This is a genomic window from Erythrobacter sp., assembly GCF_035194505.1.
Classification (GTDB): Bacteria; Pseudomonadota; Alphaproteobacteria; order Sphingomonadales; family Sphingomonadaceae; genus Erythrobacter.
The window spans coordinates 1,727,680-1,746,482 of sequence record NZ_CP136573.1; the positions used below are offsets into that span (position 1 = coordinate 1,727,680).

Here is an 18,803-nt window from a genome sequence, read left to right on the forward strand (position 1 = left end):
TCCCCTCTTTCGGATATCCGGCCCGTCAGCGCGGTAAGAGCGACGCTCAGGCCTTGTAGGCGGTGCTATCGACAATTCCGGCTTCGGCAAATCCCTTTTTCCGCAAGCGGCAGGAATCGCACAGCCCGCAGGCCATCCCGTCAGCTGTCGGATCGTAGCACGACCAGCTCCATGCCGGGTCCAGACCCAGCCGCGCGCATTCCCGCGCGATATCGGCCTTCGTCATGTGCTGAAGCGGCGCGTGGATCGTGAAGGGCGCGCCTTCGACGCCGGCCTTGGTCCCCAGCCGCGCCGTTTCCGCGAAACTCGCGATGAATTCCGGACGGCAGTCGGGATAGCCGGAGTAGTCCAGCGCATTCACTCCGATGAAGACATCCCTTGCGCCCGCAGCCTCGGCGCAGGCCGTCGTCAGCGCAAGGAAAACGAGATTGCGCGCGGGAACATAGGTGACGGGGATATCGTCACCCACACCCGATTTCGGAACTTCGATCGCATCGGTCAGCGCCGATCCGCCAAAGGCCCGCAGATCGAGCGCGATCACCGTATGGCGCGCCAGCCCCAGCCTTGCGGCGATCCGCTGCGCGGACTCGAGTTCGAGCCGATGGCGCTGCCCATAGTCGACGCTCAAGGCATGGACAGCAAAGCCCTGCTCTTTCGCAAGTGCAGCCGTCACCATCGAATCCAGCCCTCCGGACAGGAGGACGACTGCGATGGGGGCTGTCTGGGCGGGCGCGTCGGAAGACATACCGCGCCCCTATCACGCTGGCCGTCAAAGGCAATCGGTCCGCCTCAGCACGGGCCGGTGCGGCGCCCCTCGGCGAGCAGTTGGAACGGCATCCCGCCCTGAATCCCCTGGCTTTCAAGCTGCACCAGTGCCGGTGTCTCGCGCCGGATGCTGGTACGGGCGTAGCCGTTGCCCTGACAGGTATATTGCACGGTGACCTTGGCCACGCCGTCCTCGACCACGAACTGGTTGCATCCGGCCTCGCGGTGGCGAAGCTGGATCAGTTCCTGCCCGCTGCGCAGGCAGATCTTGCGATCAGGGCTGCCGTCCCGGAACTTGATCGTCCATTCGCCCTTGGCCAGCGTCGCGAGCATCGCGAGCCCATTGCCTTGCGCCACTGCCGGGATGGCAACGCCCAGAGCAGCAGTCGCAGCAAGAGCGCAAAGTCCCAGCAGCCGGAATTGACGGTTGGAAAGCCTGTTCATGGCCTCACTCTTGCCCGCTTTTGGGCAGGCTGGCTTGCATATTCTGGTCAGACATCAGGCCTGGCCCTGCGCTTTTCGACGAAGCGCTAGAGCGCAAGCTCGAACAACTTCGAACAGAAGGCGCAATCGACCACGACAACGCCGTCTTCATTGCGCATCGCTGCCTGCTCTTCGGGCGGAAAGCGCGCGATGATCGTGGCATAGTGCTCCGCACTACAGCGGCAGCCGCGCGTGAGCCCGGCACCGGACTGCACCCGCACTTCCTCTTCCTCATGGAACAAGCGCCAGGCGATCGCTTCCAGCGACAGGCCTGTGTCGAGCAGTTCATCATGGCTGATCGAACCCGCCATGATCGCCACGTGCTCCCAATCGGGGTGGTCCATCCGGACATGCAGCCGCTCGCGCCCCTCCTCGCCATCGGGAAGATGCTGCACCAGCAGGCCCGCTGCCGCGCGGCCCTTGGCCCCGGCGCGGCTGGCGACCCGGATCAGCGTCGGGATCTGCTCCGACTGGCTGAAATAGACCTCGCAGGCCTCCGCCAGACTGTCGCCTTCCAGCGGCACGATGCCCTGGTAACGCTGCTGCCCTTCGGTTTCGAAGGTGATCGCGAGATACCCCTCCCCGAACAGCGCCGAGAGTGACGGATTGGCGCCGAGCCGTGCCAGGCGTTCGGTATCGAAATCGCAATAGCCGCGCACTGCGCCTGCACGATAATCGCACACCAGCAAGCTGACGATCCCGCCATTGGTCTGCGCCTGCATCGTCATCTGCGCGTGCTCGCCCTTGAGCAGCCCACCCATCAGCGCACCGAGCACCAGCGCCTCGCTCAGCAGATGCGTGATCGGAGCGGGATAATCATGCGCCGACAGCACTTCATCCAGCACGCCTTCGAGCCGCACCGCGCGCCCGCGCGCATTGCGCCCGGGCAGGGTGAAGCCCATGATCTGGTCGGAGAAGGTTTCGGTCATATCAGCCATGGCCGGCCATATGGGGATTGTTGGCAGAAGGGGAAAGCCCCCCGGCGATCAAGATCGCCGGAAGGGCTCAGTTGCCAAGCAGTCCGAAGCTCCACAGCAGCACCGATTTCTGCGCGTGGATGCGGTTCTCGGCCTCGTCGAACACCACCGATTGCGGGCCTTCGAACACCTCTTCGCTCACTTCCTCGCCCACGTGCGCGGGCAGGCAGTGGAGGAAGACCGCATCGGGCTTGGCCAGCGCCATCAGATCGGCATTGACCTGATAGGGCGCCATCGCCGCCAGCTTGGCCTCGGCATGGGCCTGACCCATCGAGATCCAGGTGTCGGTGACAATCACATCCGCGCCCGTCGCCGCGGCCTTTGCGTCGCGCGTCAGCGTGACCGTGGCCCCGCCGGCACGCGCCAGTTCGACGAAGGCCGGATCGGGTTCATATCCCGCAGGCGTCGCCACGCGGACGTTGAACTTGAACAGCCCCGCCGCCTCGAGGATCGAGTGCAGCACATTGTTGCCATCCCCGAACCACGCCAGCTCCAGCCCGGGCAGCGCCTTGCCATGCTCGATCACGGTGAGCAGATCGGCGACGATCTGGCAGGGATGCGACTGGTCGGTCAGCCCGTTGATCACCGGCACGCTGGCATGGCGCGCCATTTCCTCGATCTTGGCGTGATCATCGGTGCGCAGCATGATCCCGTCGACCATCCGGCTCAGCACCCGTGCAGTGTCGGCAATGCTCTCCCCGCGCCCGAGCTGGCTTGAACCCGAATCGAGGATCAGCACGCTCCCGCCGAGCTGACGCATGGCGATGTCGAAGCTGACGCGGGTGCGGGTCGAGTTCTTCTCGAACACCAGCGCCAGCACGCGGCCGGCCAGCGGGGCATCGGCATCGGGCGCACCCTTGGGCAGATGCTCACGCGCCGCCTTGCGGTCGATCGCGTCATTGATCATCGCCGCGATGGCGTCCGCGCCGGCATCGCCGAGGTCGAGGAAGTGCGTCATGCCGCTTCGGGCACCTTGAAGCTCGCCGCGCCGGCGGAAAGCTTGTCGAAGAACTCTTCGATCTCGGCATCACCGATCACCAGCGGCGGGATGATGCGGATGGTGTTGTCGCCCGCCGCCACGGTCAGCAGCTGGTGATGATCGCGCAGGTGGACGTAGAAGGGGCGGCTTTCCATCTTCATCTTGAGGCCCAGCATCAGGCCCTTTCCGCGCACCAGTTCGAACAACTCTGGATAGTTGCCGATGAACTGTTCGAGCCGCGTCCGCAGCCGCTCGCCCTTCTCGCGCACCGAGGCAAGGAACGCCTCGTTGGCGACCGCCTCCATCACCGCTGTCCCGGCCGCCATGGCGAGCGGATTGCCGCCATAGGTCGAGCCATGGGTGCCGAAGGTCATGCCGCGCGCGGCCTTTTCCGTGGCGAGACAGGCGCCGAGCGGGAAGCCGCCGCCAATGCCCTTGGCGGTCGCGACGATATCGGGGACGATCCCGTATTGCTCGTAGGCGTAGAGCGTGCCGGTGCGCGCCACGCCGCACTGCACTTCATCCAGCACCAGCATCAGATCATGCTCGTCCGCCAGCGCGCGCAGGCCAGCCATGAATTCCTGCGAGGCCGGACGGATGCCGCCCTCGCCCTGGATCGGCTCCACCAGGAAGCCTGCGGTCTTCGGCCCGATCAGCGCCTTGGCCGCTTCGAGATCGTCGAAGGGCGCATATTTGAACCCGTCGAGCAGCGGCGAGAAGCCGTGGTGCATCTTGGTCTGGTTCGAGGCGCTGATGGTTGCCATCGTCCGCCCGTGGAAGGCGTTGTGGAACGTGATCAGCTCATAGCGGCCAGCATCGCCCGCATCGCCGGCGTTCTGGTGATAGGCGCGCGCGGTCTTGATCGCGCACTCCACTGCCTCGGCCCCCGAATTGGTGAAGAACACCGTATCGGCAAAGGTGTTGTCGACCAGCATCTGGGCGAGGCGTTCGCCCTGCGGACTGCCATAAAGGTTCGACACGTGCATCAGGGTCGCTGCCTGCTGCTGGATCGCGCCGATCAGCCCTTCGTGGGAATGGCCCAGCAGATTGACCGCGATGCCGCTGGCGAAATCGAGATAGCGCGTGCCGTCCTCGTCGATCAGATGGCAGTGCTCGCCGCGCACCGGCCGTACGCCGCAACGCGGATAGACGGGCATGAGCGGGGAAATCGACATGGGCAGAATCCTGAATTGAAAAAGCTTGGGGGGATGAAACGCAAATGGCGGCCCTGAACCAGAGCCGCCATCTGCATTCCGTTAATCTTCCGCTGGCCCTGCGTCAAACCGCAGGGAGCGGTTTCGGCCGGGTTCAGCCTTCGATCGGTGCCAGATTGACGGCGGAATACTTTCCGCGTCGATCGACTTCGAGATCGAACTCGTAGCGCTCGCCTTCGTTGAGGGCGGAAAGCCCCGAACGCTCGACCGCACTGATATGAACGAAGGCGTCCGGCTGGCCATCATCGCGAACGAGGAAGCCGAAGCCCTTCATCGCGTTGAAGAACTTGACGGTGCCCTTGGCGCGCTCGCCGGTCAGCTCGCGCTGCGGTGCAGCCGGCTTGGCTGCCACGGCGATCACATCACCGACCACCTGCAGATCCTGCGCCGACACCTTGCCGCCGCGATCCACGAGGTTGTACTGGAGCTCCTGCCCTTCGGCGAGGCCTTCAAGGCCGGCACGCTCCACCGCGCTGATGTGGACGAAGACGTCTTCGCCGCCACCTTCCTGCTGGATGAAGCCGAAGCCCTTCTGGGAATTGAAGAACTTCACGATGCCTTTGCCGGTGCCGACAACCTGGGCGGGCATGCGGCTGAAACCGCCGCCACCGCCACCGCCGCCGCCCGGGCCACCGGGACCACGAGGGCCACCGCCGCCGCGCGGGCCGCCACCGCCGAAGCGGTCACCACCGCCACCGCCGCCGAACCTGTCGCCGCCGCCACCGAAGCGGTCACCACCGCCAAACCGGTCGCCGCCGCCGAAATCGCGCGCGGGCGGGAAACCATCATTCCCGCCGCCAAACGGATCGAAGCCATCTTCACCGAAACCGTCGCGCTTGTCGCGGCCGCGCCGGCGTCCCCTATCGTAACCCATATATCAGAACGTACCTTCGCTCACCGTCCGTCCTCCATTGCGCCGATGGCGGGGACAGTGAACCGCACCGGACACAGGCGCGCCGAAAGTCTTGACCGGAGCGCACTTATGCTTCGACTCATAGCGCACAACGAGTTGCTTTGCGAACGATTTTACCGAAGCGGGGCCGGAGCCCCCGACCTGCGGCTGCAAGGCCCGCTCGGCAGCGCTTGTGCGGCGCGCCGGTCTTGGGCATGAAAGCGGCTTACGGGTGCGCAAGTGCAGGATCGGGATATGAGCGGATTTCGCAAGCTTACAGAAAATGTGTTGGTCAGCCCGCAACTTGCGCTCGAAGACGTGGCGGCTGCCGCGGCCGAGGGCGTGGTGATGATCATCAACAACCGGCCCGACGGGGAAGAGCCTGACGCGCCGCAGGGCGACGCGATCGAGGCCGCCGCTGCCGCCGCCGGGCTCAACTATGTGGCCATTCCGGTCGGCCATTCCGGCTTCAGCGAACCGCAGGTCGATGCGATGATTGCCGCGCTGGAGCAGGCCGAAGGCCCGATTCTCGCCTATTGCCGTTCGGGCACGCGCTCGACCCTGCTGTGGGCGCTGGCGCAGGCCAAGCAGGGCATGGATCCCGACATGATCGCGCGCACCGCGATGCAGGCAGGCTATGACGTCAGCCCGGTCCGCACGCTGATCGACATGCTGGCCGCGCGCTGAGGCGCACAGCGATGGAACTGCCCCCGCTGGTGATCCAGACCGCCGGTTCGCTGGTGGCGATTATCGCGCTGGCGGGGCTTGCCTGGTGGCTGAAGCTGGGCGGATCGCCAACACTCACCACCAGCGATGATGTGCGCCGCGCCGCGGGCGAGGTTGCGGATGGCTTTACCCCCGTCGCCGAAAGCCGTGATTCCGCTGGCCGCGCCGCGCTCGCCCGCGATGGTGCCGGGCGCATCATGGTGATCAAGCGGCACGGCAACCGCTTTGCCGGGCGCATCCTCGGCCCCGATGCCGCCGCAAACCTGTGGCGCGATCAGGGCAAGACCGCGCTTGAAGTCGATTGCGGCGAGGCGCGGTTCGGCAAGGTGTTTCTCGATCTGCCCGACGCCCAGACTTGGGCCGAGGCGATCAATCGGGTAAACGGGCCGCGCGATGCCTGACCTCAACCCCACCCAATATGCCGTGCCGCTGTTCGTTGTGGCGGTGCTGGCCGAGATGATCTGGGCAAAGCTGCGCGCGCCAGAGGCCTATGAACCAAAGGACACGCTGGTCAGCCTCGCCTTCGGCCTTGGCTCGACAGTGGCAGGCGCGCTGCTGGGCGGTTTCGCGCTCGCAGTCTTCATCAAGACCTACGACTACCGGCTCTTCGATTTCGGCCCCGAATGGTGGTCGGTGTGGTGGGCGTGGCCGGTGTGCTTCGTGCTCGATGACCTCAAGTACTACTGGGTGCACCGCGCCGGACACCGCATCCGCTGGATGTGGGCGTCACATGTGAACCACCACTCCTCGCAGCACTACAACCTCTCCACCGCGCTGCGGCAGAGCTGGACGGGCGCGCTGACCTTCGGCTTCCTGTTCGCGGTGCCGCTGGTGCTGCTGGGTTTCCATCCGGCGATGATCGCGATCTGCGGCGGGTTCAACCTCATCTACCAGTTCTGGATCCACACCGAGGCGATCGGGCGGATGCCGCGCTGGTTCGAGGCGGTGATGAACACCCCCAGCCACCACCGCGTCCACCACGCCACCAACCCGCGCTATCTCGACCGCAATTATGCCGGCGTGTTCATCATCTGGGACCGGATGTTCGGCACCTTCGAGCCGGAAGTGGATGACGAACCGATCCGCTACGGCATCGTCAAGCAGCTCGGCAGCTTCAACCTACTCTGGGCGGTGTTCCACGAGTGGATCGGGATGATCGCCGACATCCTCCGCGCGCCGTGGCGGCACAAGCTTTCCTACCTGCTGCGCGAGCCCGGCTGGAGCCATGACGGCAGCCGCGAAACCTCCGACATGATCCGCGACAGCTGGCGCGCACGCACGCAGCAAGGGGTTGCACCACTCGCAACTTCAGTAGCGGATCGAAACCCGATTGCAGGCGCGCACGAAGCTGCTTAATCTCCCCCGCCAAAGGGAGAGATCATGGAAAGTTTCGACTACATCGTCATCGGCGGTGGCAGCGCCGGCAGTGCGGTTGCCGGGCGTCTGGCTGTGGACGGCACGCGCCGCGTGTGCCTGCTCGAAGCGGGCGGGCGCAACGACAATGTCTGGATCAAGACGCCGGGCTTCATGCCCTTCATTCCGGAAAAGTCGAACTACAAATACGAAACCGTCCCCCAGAAGGGCCTGAACGGGCGCACCGGATACCAGCCGCGCGGACGCGGGCTCGGCGGTTCCTCGGCGATCAACGCGATGGTCTATATCCGCGGCAATCGCTGGGATTACGACAACTGGGCGGCCGAGGGCTGCACCGGCTGGGCCTATGACGACGTGCTCCCCTACTTCCGCCACGCCGAGGCCAACGAGCGCGGCAGCGACAGCTGGCACGGCGATGGCGGGCCGCTGTTCGTGTCTGACCAGACCGCCGCCAACCCCGCATCCCACGCCTTCGTCGAAGCCGCCGCGGCGCTCCAGCTGCGCACCAATGCCGATTTCAACGGCGAGCGACAGGACGGCTTCGGTCTCTATCAGGTCACCCAGCGCAAGGGCGAACGCTGGTCCGCCGCGCGCGCCTATGTCGAGCCGATCCGCGAGCAGGGCAACTTCGCCGTGCGCACCGACACCATGGTCGAAAAGCTGGTGATCGAGAGCGGGCGCGTGACCGGCGTGCAGATCCGCCGCGGCGGAAAATCGGAATCCCTGCATGCCCGGCGCGGCGTGGTGCTTTCGGCGGGCGCTTTCAACAGCCCGCAGATCCTGATGCTGTCCGGCATCGGCCCGGCCGAGCACTTGAAGGCGCACGGGATCGAGGTGGTGCTCGATCGCGCAGGTGTCGGCGGCAATCTTCAGGACCACATCGACTATGTGTCCGGCTGGGAGACGCAGAGCGACGTTCCCATCGGCGGCACGATCAAGGGCACGCTGCGCATGGCCGCCGCGATCGTGGAACATCGCCGCAAGCGCACCGGGGTGATGACCACCTGCTATGCCGAGGCCGGCGGCTTCTGGAGCGTCATGCCCGACGCCCCCGCGCCCGACGTGCAATGGCACTTTGTCCCCGCCGTGCTCGAAGATCACGGCCGCGAGAAGGTGAAGGTCCACGGCTTCTCGCTCCATGCCTGCGTGCTACGTCCGGAGAGCCGCGGCACGGTGCGGCTGGGGTCGGCCGATGCAGCCGCCGCGCCGGTGATCGATCCCAACTTCCTCAGTGACGAGCGCGACATGGCGGTGCTGCGTGCGGGCGTACGCCTGTCGCACAGGATCGCCGAAGCCCCCGCGCTGCAAGCCTTCGGCCCGAGCGACCGCCACCCGGTCGATCTCGATGACGATGCCGCATTGGACGCGATGATCCGCAATCGCGCGGACACAGTCTACCACCCCGTCGGCACCTGCCGCATGGGCGCGGATGCAGACGCCGTGGTCGACCCGAAGCTGCGCCTGAACGGGCTCGAAGGCCTGTGGGTGGCCGATGCGAGCGTGATGCCCAAGATCGTCAGCGGCAACACCAACGCGCCCAGCATCATGATCGGCGAACGCTGCGCCGATTTCGTGATGGAAGCCGAGCGGGTTTAAACCCAGCAAGCCGTAGAGCGCAGGTTCGGCCCGACAACGGACGGGCCGCGAGGCCACGCGGCCGAGCCGCAGGCGCCCCGTAGCGAAGCGAAGGGAACAGCGCCGAGGACGCGCGCCCGGAGGGGCGAGCGAAAGACAAACAACCGGCCCGCCGCAGGACGGGCCGCGAGCGCACGCGCGCGAGCCGCAGGTGCTCGTGCGCAGCACAAAACGCACCGAGGACGGCCCCGCGGAGGCGGGGTCGCACAACCAGAAATCCGGCCCGCCAGCGGACGGGCCGCAAGCGCGATCGCGCGCCCGGAGGGGTGGCCCGCAGGGTCGGGTCCCCGGAGGACAGCCAAGCGCGCGGACGCGCGCGCCGGCGCTTGAGGCGCAAACAAAAAAAGGCCGGAGACGCTCATGGCGGCTCCGGCCTGTATCAGTTTGTTCGTTCGCAGGAGGAACAAGGTGAGGCGGGGGGAGAGGAGAGGGAGAGAGAGGTCTCCCCCCGCCAAGCTTGGTAGGTGAGCGCTTAGTTGTAGGCGCGCTCGCCGTGTTCGGAGATGTCGAGGCCGTTGGTTTCGGCTTCGGCGTCGGGGCGGAGCCCGATGGTGTACTTGAGGGCAAGGAACAGCACCGCCGAGACGACCCCGGTCCAGGCGACGGTCACGCCGACCGCGTAGATCTGGGTGGTCACCTGGCCGACGAGGTCGAACGCGCCCGCCTTGGCCACCGGTGCGGTGTAGTCGATCCAGCCCTGGCCGCCGAGCGCCGGGTCGGCGACAATGCCGGTCCCGATTGCGCCGACGATCCCGCCAACAGCGTGGATGCCGAAGACATCAAGGCTGTCGTCATAGTTCAGCTTGTTCTTCACCGTGGTGACGAAGAAGTAGCAGATCACCGATGCGACCGCGCCGAGGATGATCGCGGTGCCGGGGTGGGCAAAGCCCGCCGCCGGAGTGATCGCAACCAGACCGGCAACCACACCCGAGACACCGCCGAGAAGCGAGGGCTTCTTGTGGGCGACCTGCTCGATCATGGCCCAGGCTGCACCCGCTGCTGCGGTGGCGACGAAGGTGTTGACGAAGGCGAGGGCGGCGAAGGCGTTGGATTCGAGCGCCGAGCCGGCGTTGAACCCGAACCAGCCGATCCACAGCAGGCTGGCGCCGATCATGGTCATCACCAGGCTGTGCGGGGGCATGGGCTCCTTCTTGTAGCCGATGCGCGGGCCGATCACGAGGCAGCCGACGAGACCGGCAATGCCCGCATTGATGTGCACCACGGTGCCGCCAGCGAAGTCGAGCGCGCCCCAGCCCCACAGCAGACCCATGTCGGTCGGCGCGGTGTGGAGGAAGTCCGGGCCGGCCCAGTACCACACCATGTGTGCGATCGGGAAATAGGCGAGCGTCATCCACGCGACCACGAAGATGATCAGCGGGGTGAACTTCACGCGCTCGGCAAAGGCGCCGACGATCAGCGCGGGCGTGATGCAGGCGAAGGTCATCTGGAACATCACGAAGACCAGCTCGGGCAGGTAGACCCCGTTGGAGAAGGTCGCGGCCAGCGAGGTGACCGAAACGCCCTTGAGGAAGGCCTTGTCGAGCCCGCCGAACAGCGCCGGGAAGGGCGTGCCGGTCGAGGTGAAGGCCATCGAATAGCCCCAGCCGAACCACACCAGTGCGGCGACACAGACGATGGTGAGCACCTGCATCAGCACCGAGAGCATGTTCTTGGCGCGCACAAGGCCGCCGTAGAACAGAGCGAGAGCCGGAACGCTCATCATCAGCACCAGCGCAGTCGAGACCATCATCCAGGCGACATCGCCCTTGTTGACCATCTCGGCAGTGGGCGTGAACACGGCAGGCGCGGCAGCGGCCGCAGCCTCGGCAGCTTCGGCCACCGGAGCGGCAAAGGCGGGCGCGGCGAGGAAGACCGCCCCGGTCACCAGCGCCGCTGCATTGGAGAGAATACGCTTCATTGGATCAGTCCCCTTACAGCGCGGTTTCACCGGACTCGCCGGTGCGGATGCGGGTGGCGGAGGCGAGATCGAGCACGAAGATCTTGCCGTCGCCGATGGCGCCCGTGTTGGCGGTCTGCTGGATGGTTTCGACGACCTGCGCGGCGATATCATCGCTCGCGGCGATCTCGAGTTTCACCTTGGGGAGCATGTTGGTGGAGTATTCGGCCCCGCGGTAGATTTCGGTCTGGCCCTTCTGGCGGCCAAAGCCCTTGACCTCGGTGACGGTCATCCCGGCGATGCCCATATTGCTGAGCGCCTGACGAACCTCATCGAGCTTGAACGGTTTGATGATGGCGATGATGAACTTCATCGAAGCCCCCTGTTGCACCGGATCAGTCCGGCATCAGAGGCTTTGCAACAAGCGTGCCACATTGGCGTAACGCAGTCGCAACAAGGGATTCCGCAGGTTTTCTCGCACCTGCGGGAGAATCTCTGCCTAGGCTTTAATCATCTGGTTATATTTTAGGCAGGCCTTGCGCCGAAACCGCTATTGGTCGCGGGTCAGGCGTCCTCGCCGGCGATGTAGCGATCGGTGGCCCGGGTCGGCAGACCGTCGATGCTGCGCGTGCGCCCCGCGGTCTTGGCCTCCCACGCGGCAGGATCGGCCAGACGGTGATACTTCACCAGCGTTTCGCGCTCGCTATCGAGCTGCATCAACGGCACGCCATATCCGCAGCTAGTCTGCACGCTTTCCACCGCGATATCGAAGATCTGCCGCGTACCGGGCAGCAGGGTGAAATGGCTTGCGAGCGCCCCCCATTCCGCATCCTGCGGCAACACCGCCCGCCCGCGCCCGTAGATCCGCAGGATCAGCGCAGGCTGCTGGAAATTGCAGAACATCACCGTGATCCGGCCATCCGCCGCCAGATGCGCATGGGTCTCGTTCCCCGAGCCGCCGAGATCGAGATAGGCGACCCGCGTGGGCGAGAGCACGCGGAAGGCATCATAGCCCTTTGGGCTCAAATTGATCCGCCCCTCCGCCGCCGCCGTCGCGACGAAGAACACCGGCTGGGCGGTGATCATCGCGATGTGCTTCTCGCTCAGCGCATCGGTGAATTCCGCCATGTCCGGCTCCTGAGGGTCAGAGAAACGCGCGCAAGGTGGCGATGAAGCGGTCGAACTGATCGTGGTGGAGCCAGTGGCCCGCTTTCTCGAACTCGATCACTTCGGCTGTCTTGAAATGGGAGATGCGCCCGTCCTTCTCGGGGTTCGAGGCCCAGGAATCCGCCCCGTAGAGCAGCAGCGTCGGGCAGGTGATTGCCCCCCACAAGGCCTCGACGAACTCGTCCCCGATATCCTCCGTCGGCCAGACATTGAGGTGGGGATCGAACTTCCAGCTATAGGTGCCATCCTCGTTGCGGTTGACCCCGTGGACGGTGAGATGGCGCGCCTGCTCCTCTGTGAGGTAGGCGTTCTCCTCGATCATGCGGGCGAAGGCGGCCTCGATGCTCTCGTACTTGCGCGGAGAGCGCCCGGCGGCCTTGCGCTTCTTCTCGATCCATTCGGCGAGCCGCTCGGGATAGGGCTGGCTGCGCTGCTTGGCGCGATATTCGGGCGAAGGGCCGAGGCCCTCGATCGCCACCAGCTTCGTCACCATGTCGGGCAGAGCGCCCGCGTAGCGCAGCGCGACATTGCCGCCCATCGAGTGCGCCACCATTCGCACCGGGCCGACGCCCAATTGGTGGATCAGCTGCGCCAGATCATAGACCATGTCGGCAGCCGAATAGACCCCGTCCGACACCCAGTCGCTATCGCCGTGGCCACGGTGATCCATGGCGATGACATGGTAATCCTCGCGCAGCGCCTCGGCGGTCCAATCCCAGCTGCGCGCATGATCGCGACCGCCATGGACCAGCACCAGCGGCGGCTTTCCTCGGCCACCCCAGTCGAGATAGTGGAGCCGCAGGCGCTGCGAGATGAAGGTTTGCGATGTCGGGCCGGTGTCGTGCATGGCCTATGCCATGCCGCGAAGCCCGCTCGCTCGCAAGCCTAGCGTTCCTTCGTGGCCGAGAAGGTCAGCTGCGGGTTCTTCTCGACCTGATAACTGACGTCCCACGGGCTCTTGGCCATGAACACCAGATCGCCATCGCGGTCCTTGGCGAGGTTCGCGCGATTGAAGCTCGCGAATTCGTCCAATGCCTTGGCGTCACCCTTGATCCAGCGCGCGGTGGCAAAGGGCGAGGGTTCGAGCACGGCTTCGACCTTGTATTCCGCCTCCAGCCGCGAAATCAGCACTTCGAGCTGAAGCTGGCCGACCACGCCGACGATATGGGCCGAGCCGATCTCGGGGTAGAACACCTGAATGACGCCCTCTTCGCTGAGGTCGTCGAGGGCCTTGCGCAATTGCTTGGTCTTGGTCGGATCGCGCAATTGCACGCGGCGCAGGATTTCCGGCGCGAAGTTGGGCAGGCCGGTGAAGCGCACCTGATTGCGCTCGGACAGGGTATCGCCCACGCGCAGGGTGCCGTGGTTGGGGATGCCGATGATGTCGCCCGCTTCCGCCGTGTCAGCCAGCTCGCGGTCCTGCGCGAAGAACAGGATCGGCGAGTGGACGGCGATGGGCTTGCCGAGGCCGCTAGGGGTCAGCTTCATCCCGCGTTTGAAGGTGCCCGAAACCTGCCGCATGAAGGCGATGCGGTCGCGGTGGTTGGGGTCCATGTTGGCCTGCACCTTGAAGATGAAGCCGGTCACCTCGTCACGCTCGGGGCTGATCTGCTCTGCGCCTGCGGGCTGGGGCCGGGGCGGCGGAGCATAGCGGGCGATCGCGTCGATCAGCTCGGTCACGCCGAAGTTCTTGAGCGCCGATCCGAAATAGACCGGCGTCAGATCGCCGTGGCGATAGGCCTCGATGTCGAACTCGGGATAGCCGCCGCGCGCCAGCTCGATCTCGTCGGCAAAGCGTTCGGGGATGTGGGCGCCCGCCTCGCGCGTGCCGAGGAATTCCTTGGACGGGCCTTCCGGGCGGCTGACCTCGCCGGTTCGGAAGTCGAGGATGCCCTCGAACTCGCCGCCCATGCCGATCGGCCACATCTGCGGGCTGACGTCGAGCGCGAGCATATCGGCCACTTCGTCGAGCGTCTCGAAGGGATCGCGGCCTTCGCGGTCGACCTTGTTGACGAAGGTGATGATCGGCACCGAGCGCAAACGGCAGACCTCAAACAGCTTGCGGGTCTGCGGCTCGATGCCCTTGGCCGCGTCGATCACCATCACCGCCGAATCCACCGCCGTCAGCGTGCGATAGGTGTCTTCCGAGAAATCCTCGTGGCCCGGCGTGTCGAGCAGGTTGAAGGTGATCCCATCCTTCTGGAAGGTCATCACGCTCGACGTGACCGAGATCCCGCGCTGCTGCTCGATCTTCATCCAGTCCGAACGCGCCCGCCGCGCAGCCCCGCGCGCCTTGACCTCGCCGGCCAGGTGGATCGCCCCGCCTTGCAGCAGCAGCTTTTCGGTGAGCGTGGTCTTCCCCGCGTCAGGGTGCGAGATGATCGCGAAAGTGCGGCGGTTGGACATTAGTCGCGCGCGACGCGGAAGCCCGCGAAGTCCTGGTTGACCGGCATCAGTTCGATCCGGTTGATGTTGAGATGCGGCGGCAGGCCGGCGATCCAGCCGATGGTGTCGGCAATGTCCTCGCCGGTCATCGGGTTCACGCCGCGATAGAGATCGTCCGAGGCCTGCTGGCTGCCGGTGCGCACGAGGGTGAATTCGGTCTCGACCATACCCGGCTCGATGCTGGTCACCCGTACGCCGGTGCCGTGCAGATCGGCGCGCAGGGCGAGCGTGAAGTGGTTCGCGAAGGCCTTGGACCCGGCATAGACGTTGCCTCCCGGGTAGATGTAGCTCCCCGCAACCGAACCGATGGCGATGATTGCGCCCTTGCGTTCGATCAGCTTCGGCAACAGCTTGCGGGTCAGCACCACCATCGCGGTGATGTTGGTGTCGATCATGGTCTGCCAATCGTCGAGATTGGCGTTCTGCGCCGCCGACAGCCCCTGTGCGAGGCCGGCATTGTTCACCAGCAGATCGATCTCGCAGAAGTCTTGCGGCAGGCCCGCAAGCGCAGCATCGAGCGCGGCGGTATCGCGCACATCGAAGCACAGCGGCAGCACCTTGTCCGCACCCAGCTCCGCCACCAGCGCGTCAAGCCGGTCCTGCCGCCGTCCGGTGGCGACGCAGCGCCAGCCGTCCGCGACGAGACGGCGGACGGTGGCGAGGCCGATCCCGGCGGTGGCGCCAGTGACAAATGCCGTTTTCATCCGCGCAGCTCCCCGCCGACCTTGGCGGCCGCCGCGACGATCTTTTCGGCAATCGCCTTCAACTCGGCATCCTTGAAGCTGGCCTCGCCCGGCTGGAGCGTGACTTCGAGCGCGATGGACTTGTGACCCTCCGGCACGCCCTGCCCGGCAAAGACGTCGAACACGCGCACGCCGGTGATCGCCGCCTTGTCCGCACCCTGCACAGCGCGCACCAGATCGCCCGCCGCCAGCGCGGCGGGGACGAGGAAGGCGAAGTCGCGGGTCACAGCCTGAAGCGCAGGCGGGGTAAAGCCGGGGCGGGCAAACGCCGCGCCCTTCTTAGCCGGGATCGCGTCGAGGAACAGTTCCACCGCCGCGACCGGCCCGTCCATGTCGAAGGCCTTGAGCGTGGCGGGGTGCACCATCCCGAAGCGCGCCAGCACCACCTTGGGGCCGAGCCGCAGCGTGGCCGACTGGCCGGGGTGGAACTGCGCCCCTGCCTCGCCCATCACCATCAGATTGCCAACCGGAGCGCCCGCAGCTTCGAGCAGCTCCATCGCCAGCGCCTTGGCGTCATAGGCATCGAACGGCTTGGTCTTGCCGCTCTGCCAGCCGCGCGGGGTCTTCTCGCCCGCCAGCACGATGCCGAGCGTCGGCTTCTCGTCGCTGAGGCCGTTCGCGCCCCGGAAATAGCGCCGCCCGATCTCGAACAGGCGTGACGATGCCGCTCCGCGATCAGCGTTGCGCTTGGCCGCCATGAGGAGGCCGGGCAGCAGCGCAGGGCGCATCGCCTTCAGATCCTCGCTGATCGGATTGGACAGCACCCAAAGCCCGCCATTACCCTCGGCAAAGTGGTCCGCCGCCCATTCGGGGAGGAAGCTCCAGGTCACCGCCTCGTTGAGGCCGCTCGCAGCCGCCGCACGGCGCAGGCCGCGCTCCAGCTTTTGCTGCGCGGTGGCGGTGGGGCGGGCAACGCCCTCGGCACGGGGGAGCGCAACGCTCGCCACCTTGTCGAGCCCGTGGATGCGCACGACTTCCTCCACCAGATCGGCGGGGCCTTCGATGTCATGGCGGCGTAGCGGGCAGGCAACCTGCCAATCGGCGCCGACGCTGAAACCGAGGCTTTCGAGGATGCGCTGCTGTTCGCCCTCGGTCACGTCCACCCCGCCGAGGCGCAGCGTCAGGCCGGGATCAAAGGCGATCACCTTCGCAGCAGAAGGCGGCGAACCGGCGCGCACCACCTCGCTTGGGCTTCCGCCTGCCAGCTCCACAATCAGGCCCGTGAGCAGATCAAGGCCCTCGTCCAGAAACGCCGGATCGACCCCGCGCTCGAACCGCGTGCGCGCGTCGGACGAAAGCCCCAGCTTGCGCCCCGTCGCGCCGATGCGGGCAGGATCGAAATAGGCGATTTCGAGCAGCACGTCGGTCGTGCTCTCGGACACGCCCGAATGCTCGCCGCCCATGATGCCCGCGATGTCGTGCACCTGAACGTCGTCGGCAATCACCACCATTTCGCTGTCGAGCGTGTAGGTCTTCTCGTTGAGCGCCAGCACCTCTTCGCCGTCCTTCGCGCGGCGGGCAACGACAGCGCCCGAAAGCTTGGCAAGGTCATAGGCGTGGGCCGGGCGGCCGAAGCCGAGCATCAGATAGTTGGTGAGATCCACCAGCAGCGAGATCGGACGCTGGCCCGCGCTCTTTAGCCGTGCCTGCAGCCAGTCGGGCGAGGGGCCGTTGGTCACGCCCTTGACCACGCGGCCATAGAAGGCCGGGCAGCCCTCGGCATCATCGGTGCGGATTTCGACCGGGCACGCGCCGCCGGCGGTGAAGGCCGGCATGGCAATCGGCTTCAGCGTCCCCAGCCCCTTGGCCGCGAGATCGCGGGCGATGCCGTAGACGCCCATGCAGTCGGGGCGGTTGGGGGTGACAGCCACCTCGATCACCGGATCGGCACCGTGATAATCCGCAAAAGCCGTGCCGACCGGCGCATCATCGGGCAGTTCGATGATCCCATCGTGATCATCGCCCAGCTCCAGCTCGCGGGTGGAGCACATCATGCCGTTCGATTCGACGCCCCGGATCGCGCTCTTGCGCAGCACCATGCCATTGGCCGGGACAACCGCGCCGGGCAGGCCGAGCACGCCCTTCATGCCGGCCCGCGCATTGGGCGCGCCGCACACGACCTGCAACGGCTGGCCGTCACCCGTATCGACGGTCAGCACTTGCAGCTTGTCGGCGTCAGGGTGACGCGCGGCAGTCAGCACATGGGCGATGCGGAAACCGGCGAGCTTGTCAGCCGGATCTTCCACGCCCTCGACCTCAAGCCCGATGGCATTGAGCGCGTCGCAGATTTCCGCGACGGTGGCGTCGGTTTCAAGGTAATCCTTGAGCCAGGTCAGCGAGAACTTCATGCCTTTGCTCCCACGCCAGCGGAAAGGGTCGGCTGGTCAAACGGCGAGAAGCCGTAATGCGCCAGCCAGCGCGGATCGCCATCGAAGAAGGCGCGCAGGTCGTTCATCCCGTATTTGAGCATGGCGATGCGATCGATCCCGAGGCCGAAGGCGAAGCCCTGATATTGGGCCGGATCAACCCCGGCGAATTCGAGCACCCGCACATTCACCATCCCGCTGCCGCCGATTTCCATCCACGCATGGCCCGGCGCATCGCCGTGCCCGCCGACGACGCGGCGCCCGCCCTCGGTCGAATAGCCGACATCGACTTCGACGCTGGGTTCGGTGAAGGGGAAGTAGGAGGGGCGCAGACGCAGCACGATATCCTCGCGCTCGAAGAAGGCTTTGAAGAAGGTCTCCAGCGTCCACTTGAGGTGGCCCAAGTGAATGTCCTTGTCGATCACCAGACCTTCGACCTGATGGAACATCGGCGTGTGGGTGGCATCGCTGTCCGAGCGGTAGACCCGGCCCGGAGCGATGATGCGGATCGGCGCGCCCTGATCCAGCATCGAACGGATCTGCACCGGCGAGGTGTGGGTGCGCAGCAGCACGTCCTTTCCATCGGAAGTTTTGTCCGGGAAATAGAACGTGTCGTGCATCGCCCGCGCGGGGTGCGTCTCGTCCATGTTGAGCGCGGTGAAGTTGTGCCAGTCGTCCTCGATCTCCGGCCCGGTGGCGACAGCAAAGCCGAGGTCGGCGAAGATTTCAGCCAGCTCGTCCATCACCTGGCTGACAGGGTGGACCGAACCCTTGGGCGCTGGTGCAGCCGGCAGGGTCAGGTCGATCGTCTCGCGCGCCAGCCGTGCATCAAGCTCGGCCGCTTCGAGCGCGACCTTCTTCGCGTCGAGCGCCTCGGCGATTTCGGCACGGGCCGACTGGATCGCGGGCGCGGCGGCGGTGCGTTCGTCCGGGCTCATGCCGCCCAGCGTCTTCAGGGCAAGGCTGACCCAGCCCTTCTTGCCGAGCGCGTCCAGTCGCTGCTCCTCCAGCGCGTCAAGCGTGGCGGCCTCGGCAATCGCAGCCAGCGCGGCCAGTTTCTGGGTGGTGATGTCGGTCATGGCCTGTGGTGTCTGCGAGCGGAATGATGCGCGCGTCCGCTAGCGACAAATGACGCGATTT

18 protein-coding genes are annotated in these 18,803 nt (G+C 66.0%); 4 read left to right on the forward strand and 14 right to left on the reverse strand.

Features of this window, described 5'->3' with window-relative positions; genetic code table 11:
* Nucleotides 1-46: 46 nt before the first annotated feature.
* From queC to RSE14_RS08605, 6 genes are all read right to left on the reverse strand, one after another.
* Entirely contained in the window at nucleotides 47-745 is a 699-nt protein-coding gene (gene queC / locus RSE14_RS08580; RefSeq protein ID WP_324072742.1) for a 7-cyano-7-deazaguanine synthase QueC, read from the reverse strand.
* Nucleotides 746-789: 44 nt separating this feature from the next.
* Entirely contained in the window at nucleotides 790-1,209 is a 420-nt protein-coding gene (locus tag RSE14_RS08585; RefSeq protein ID WP_324072745.1) for a hypothetical protein, read from the reverse strand.
* An 86-nt stretch (nucleotides 1,210-1,295) separates the two neighbouring features.
* The gene (locus RSE14_RS08590; protein WP_324072747.1) at nucleotides 1,296-2,186 is read right to left on the reverse strand and encodes an Hsp33 family molecular chaperone HslO; all 891 of its coding nucleotides are present in this window, start codon (nucleotides 2,184-2,186) and stop codon (nucleotides 1,296-1,298) included.
* Nucleotides 2,187-2,253: 67 nt separating this feature from the next.
* Nucleotides 2,254-3,183: an ornithine carbamoyltransferase gene (argF, locus tag RSE14_RS08595; protein WP_324072749.1), complete on the reverse strand. Its 930-nt coding sequence runs from the start codon at nucleotides 3,181-3,183 to the stop codon at nucleotides 2,254-2,256.
* The gene (locus RSE14_RS08600) at nucleotides 3,180-4,379 is read right to left on the reverse strand and encodes an aspartate aminotransferase family protein (RefSeq protein ID WP_324072751.1); all 1,200 of its coding nucleotides are present in this window, start codon (nucleotides 4,377-4,379) and stop codon (nucleotides 3,180-3,182) included. The genes argF and RSE14_RS08600 overlap by 4 nt, the downstream gene beginning before the upstream one ends.
* 133 nt (nucleotides 4,380-4,512) lie before the next feature.
* The gene (locus RSE14_RS08605; protein WP_324072752.1) at nucleotides 4,513-5,292 is read right to left on the reverse strand and encodes a cold-shock protein; all 780 of its coding nucleotides are present in this window, start codon (nucleotides 5,290-5,292) and stop codon (nucleotides 4,513-4,515) included.
* A gap of 273 nt (nucleotides 5,293-5,565) precedes the next feature.
* Between RSE14_RS08605 and RSE14_RS08610 the strand changes: the two genes are divergently transcribed.
* From RSE14_RS08610 to RSE14_RS08625, 4 genes are read left to right on the forward strand one after another with little or no spacing between them, the layout of a single operon-like run.
* Nucleotides 5,566-5,997, forward strand: a complete 432-nt coding sequence (locus tag RSE14_RS08610; protein ID WP_324072754.1) for a protein tyrosine phosphatase family protein — start codon at nucleotides 5,566-5,568, stop codon at nucleotides 5,995-5,997.
* An 11-nt stretch (nucleotides 5,998-6,008) separates the two neighbouring features.
* Complete coding sequence (locus RSE14_RS08615) at nucleotides 6,009-6,437, forward strand: hypothetical protein (protein ID WP_324072755.1); 429 nt, start codon at nucleotides 6,009-6,011, stop codon at nucleotides 6,435-6,437.
* Nucleotides 6,430-7,392, forward strand: a complete 963-nt coding sequence (locus RSE14_RS08620; RefSeq protein ID WP_324072756.1) for a sterol desaturase family protein — start codon at nucleotides 6,430-6,432, stop codon at nucleotides 7,390-7,392. The genes RSE14_RS08615 and RSE14_RS08620 overlap by 8 nt, the downstream gene beginning before the upstream one ends.
* 24 nt (nucleotides 7,393-7,416) lie before the next feature.
* Complete coding sequence (locus RSE14_RS08625; RefSeq protein WP_324072757.1) at nucleotides 7,417-9,006, forward strand: GMC family oxidoreductase; 1,590 nt, start codon at nucleotides 7,417-7,419, stop codon at nucleotides 9,004-9,006.
* 511 nt (nucleotides 9,007-9,517) lie between these two features.
* On the opposite strand, the gene RSE14_RS08630 is transcribed toward RSE14_RS08625, so the two are convergent.
* From RSE14_RS08630 to pheS, 8 genes are all read right to left on the reverse strand, one after another.
* Nucleotides 9,518-10,963: an ammonium transporter gene (locus RSE14_RS08630; RefSeq protein ID WP_324072760.1), complete on the reverse strand. Its 1,446-nt coding sequence runs from the start codon at nucleotides 10,961-10,963 to the stop codon at nucleotides 9,518-9,520.
* A gap of 13 nt (nucleotides 10,964-10,976) precedes the next feature.
* On the reverse strand, nucleotides 10,977-11,315 hold the full coding sequence (locus RSE14_RS08635) for a P-II family nitrogen regulator (protein ID WP_324072761.1): 339 nt from the start codon (nucleotides 11,313-11,315) through the stop codon (nucleotides 10,977-10,979).
* 191 nt (nucleotides 11,316-11,506) lie between these two features.
* Nucleotides 11,507-12,070 carry a pyridoxamine 5'-phosphate oxidase family protein gene (locus RSE14_RS08640; RefSeq protein WP_324072763.1) on the reverse strand — a complete coding sequence of 188 codons (564 nt, stop codon included), beginning with the start codon at nucleotides 12,068-12,070 and terminating at the stop codon, nucleotides 11,507-11,509.
* A gap of 16 nt (nucleotides 12,071-12,086) precedes the next feature.
* Nucleotides 12,087-12,956 (reverse strand): alpha/beta fold hydrolase, encoded by an 870-nt coding sequence (locus RSE14_RS08645; RefSeq protein WP_324072765.1) that lies wholly within the window; start codon nucleotides 12,954-12,956, stop codon nucleotides 12,087-12,089.
* A 38-nt stretch (nucleotides 12,957-12,994) separates the two neighbouring features.
* On the reverse strand, nucleotides 12,995-14,515 hold the full coding sequence (locus RSE14_RS08650; protein WP_324072767.1) for a peptide chain release factor 3: 1,521 nt from the start codon (nucleotides 14,513-14,515) through the stop codon (nucleotides 12,995-12,997).
* The gene (locus tag RSE14_RS08655; protein ID WP_324072769.1) at nucleotides 14,515-15,258 is read right to left on the reverse strand and encodes an SDR family NAD(P)-dependent oxidoreductase; all 744 of its coding nucleotides are present in this window, start codon (nucleotides 15,256-15,258) and stop codon (nucleotides 14,515-14,517) included. Before RSE14_RS08655 ends, RSE14_RS08650 begins: the two co-directional genes overlap by 1 nt.
* Nucleotides 15,255-17,645, reverse strand: coding sequence for a phenylalanine--tRNA ligase subunit beta (gene pheT, locus RSE14_RS08660; RefSeq protein WP_324072771.1), 2,391 nt, complete (start codon nucleotides 17,643-17,645; stop codon nucleotides 15,255-15,257). Before pheT ends, RSE14_RS08655 begins: the two co-directional genes overlap by 4 nt.
* Complete coding sequence (pheS, locus tag RSE14_RS08665) at nucleotides 17,642-18,742, reverse strand: phenylalanine--tRNA ligase subunit alpha (protein WP_324072773.1); 1,101 nt, start codon at nucleotides 18,740-18,742, stop codon at nucleotides 17,642-17,644. The genes pheT and pheS overlap by 4 nt, the downstream gene beginning before the upstream one ends.
* Between the last annotated feature and the right edge of the window lie 61 nt (nucleotides 18,743-18,803).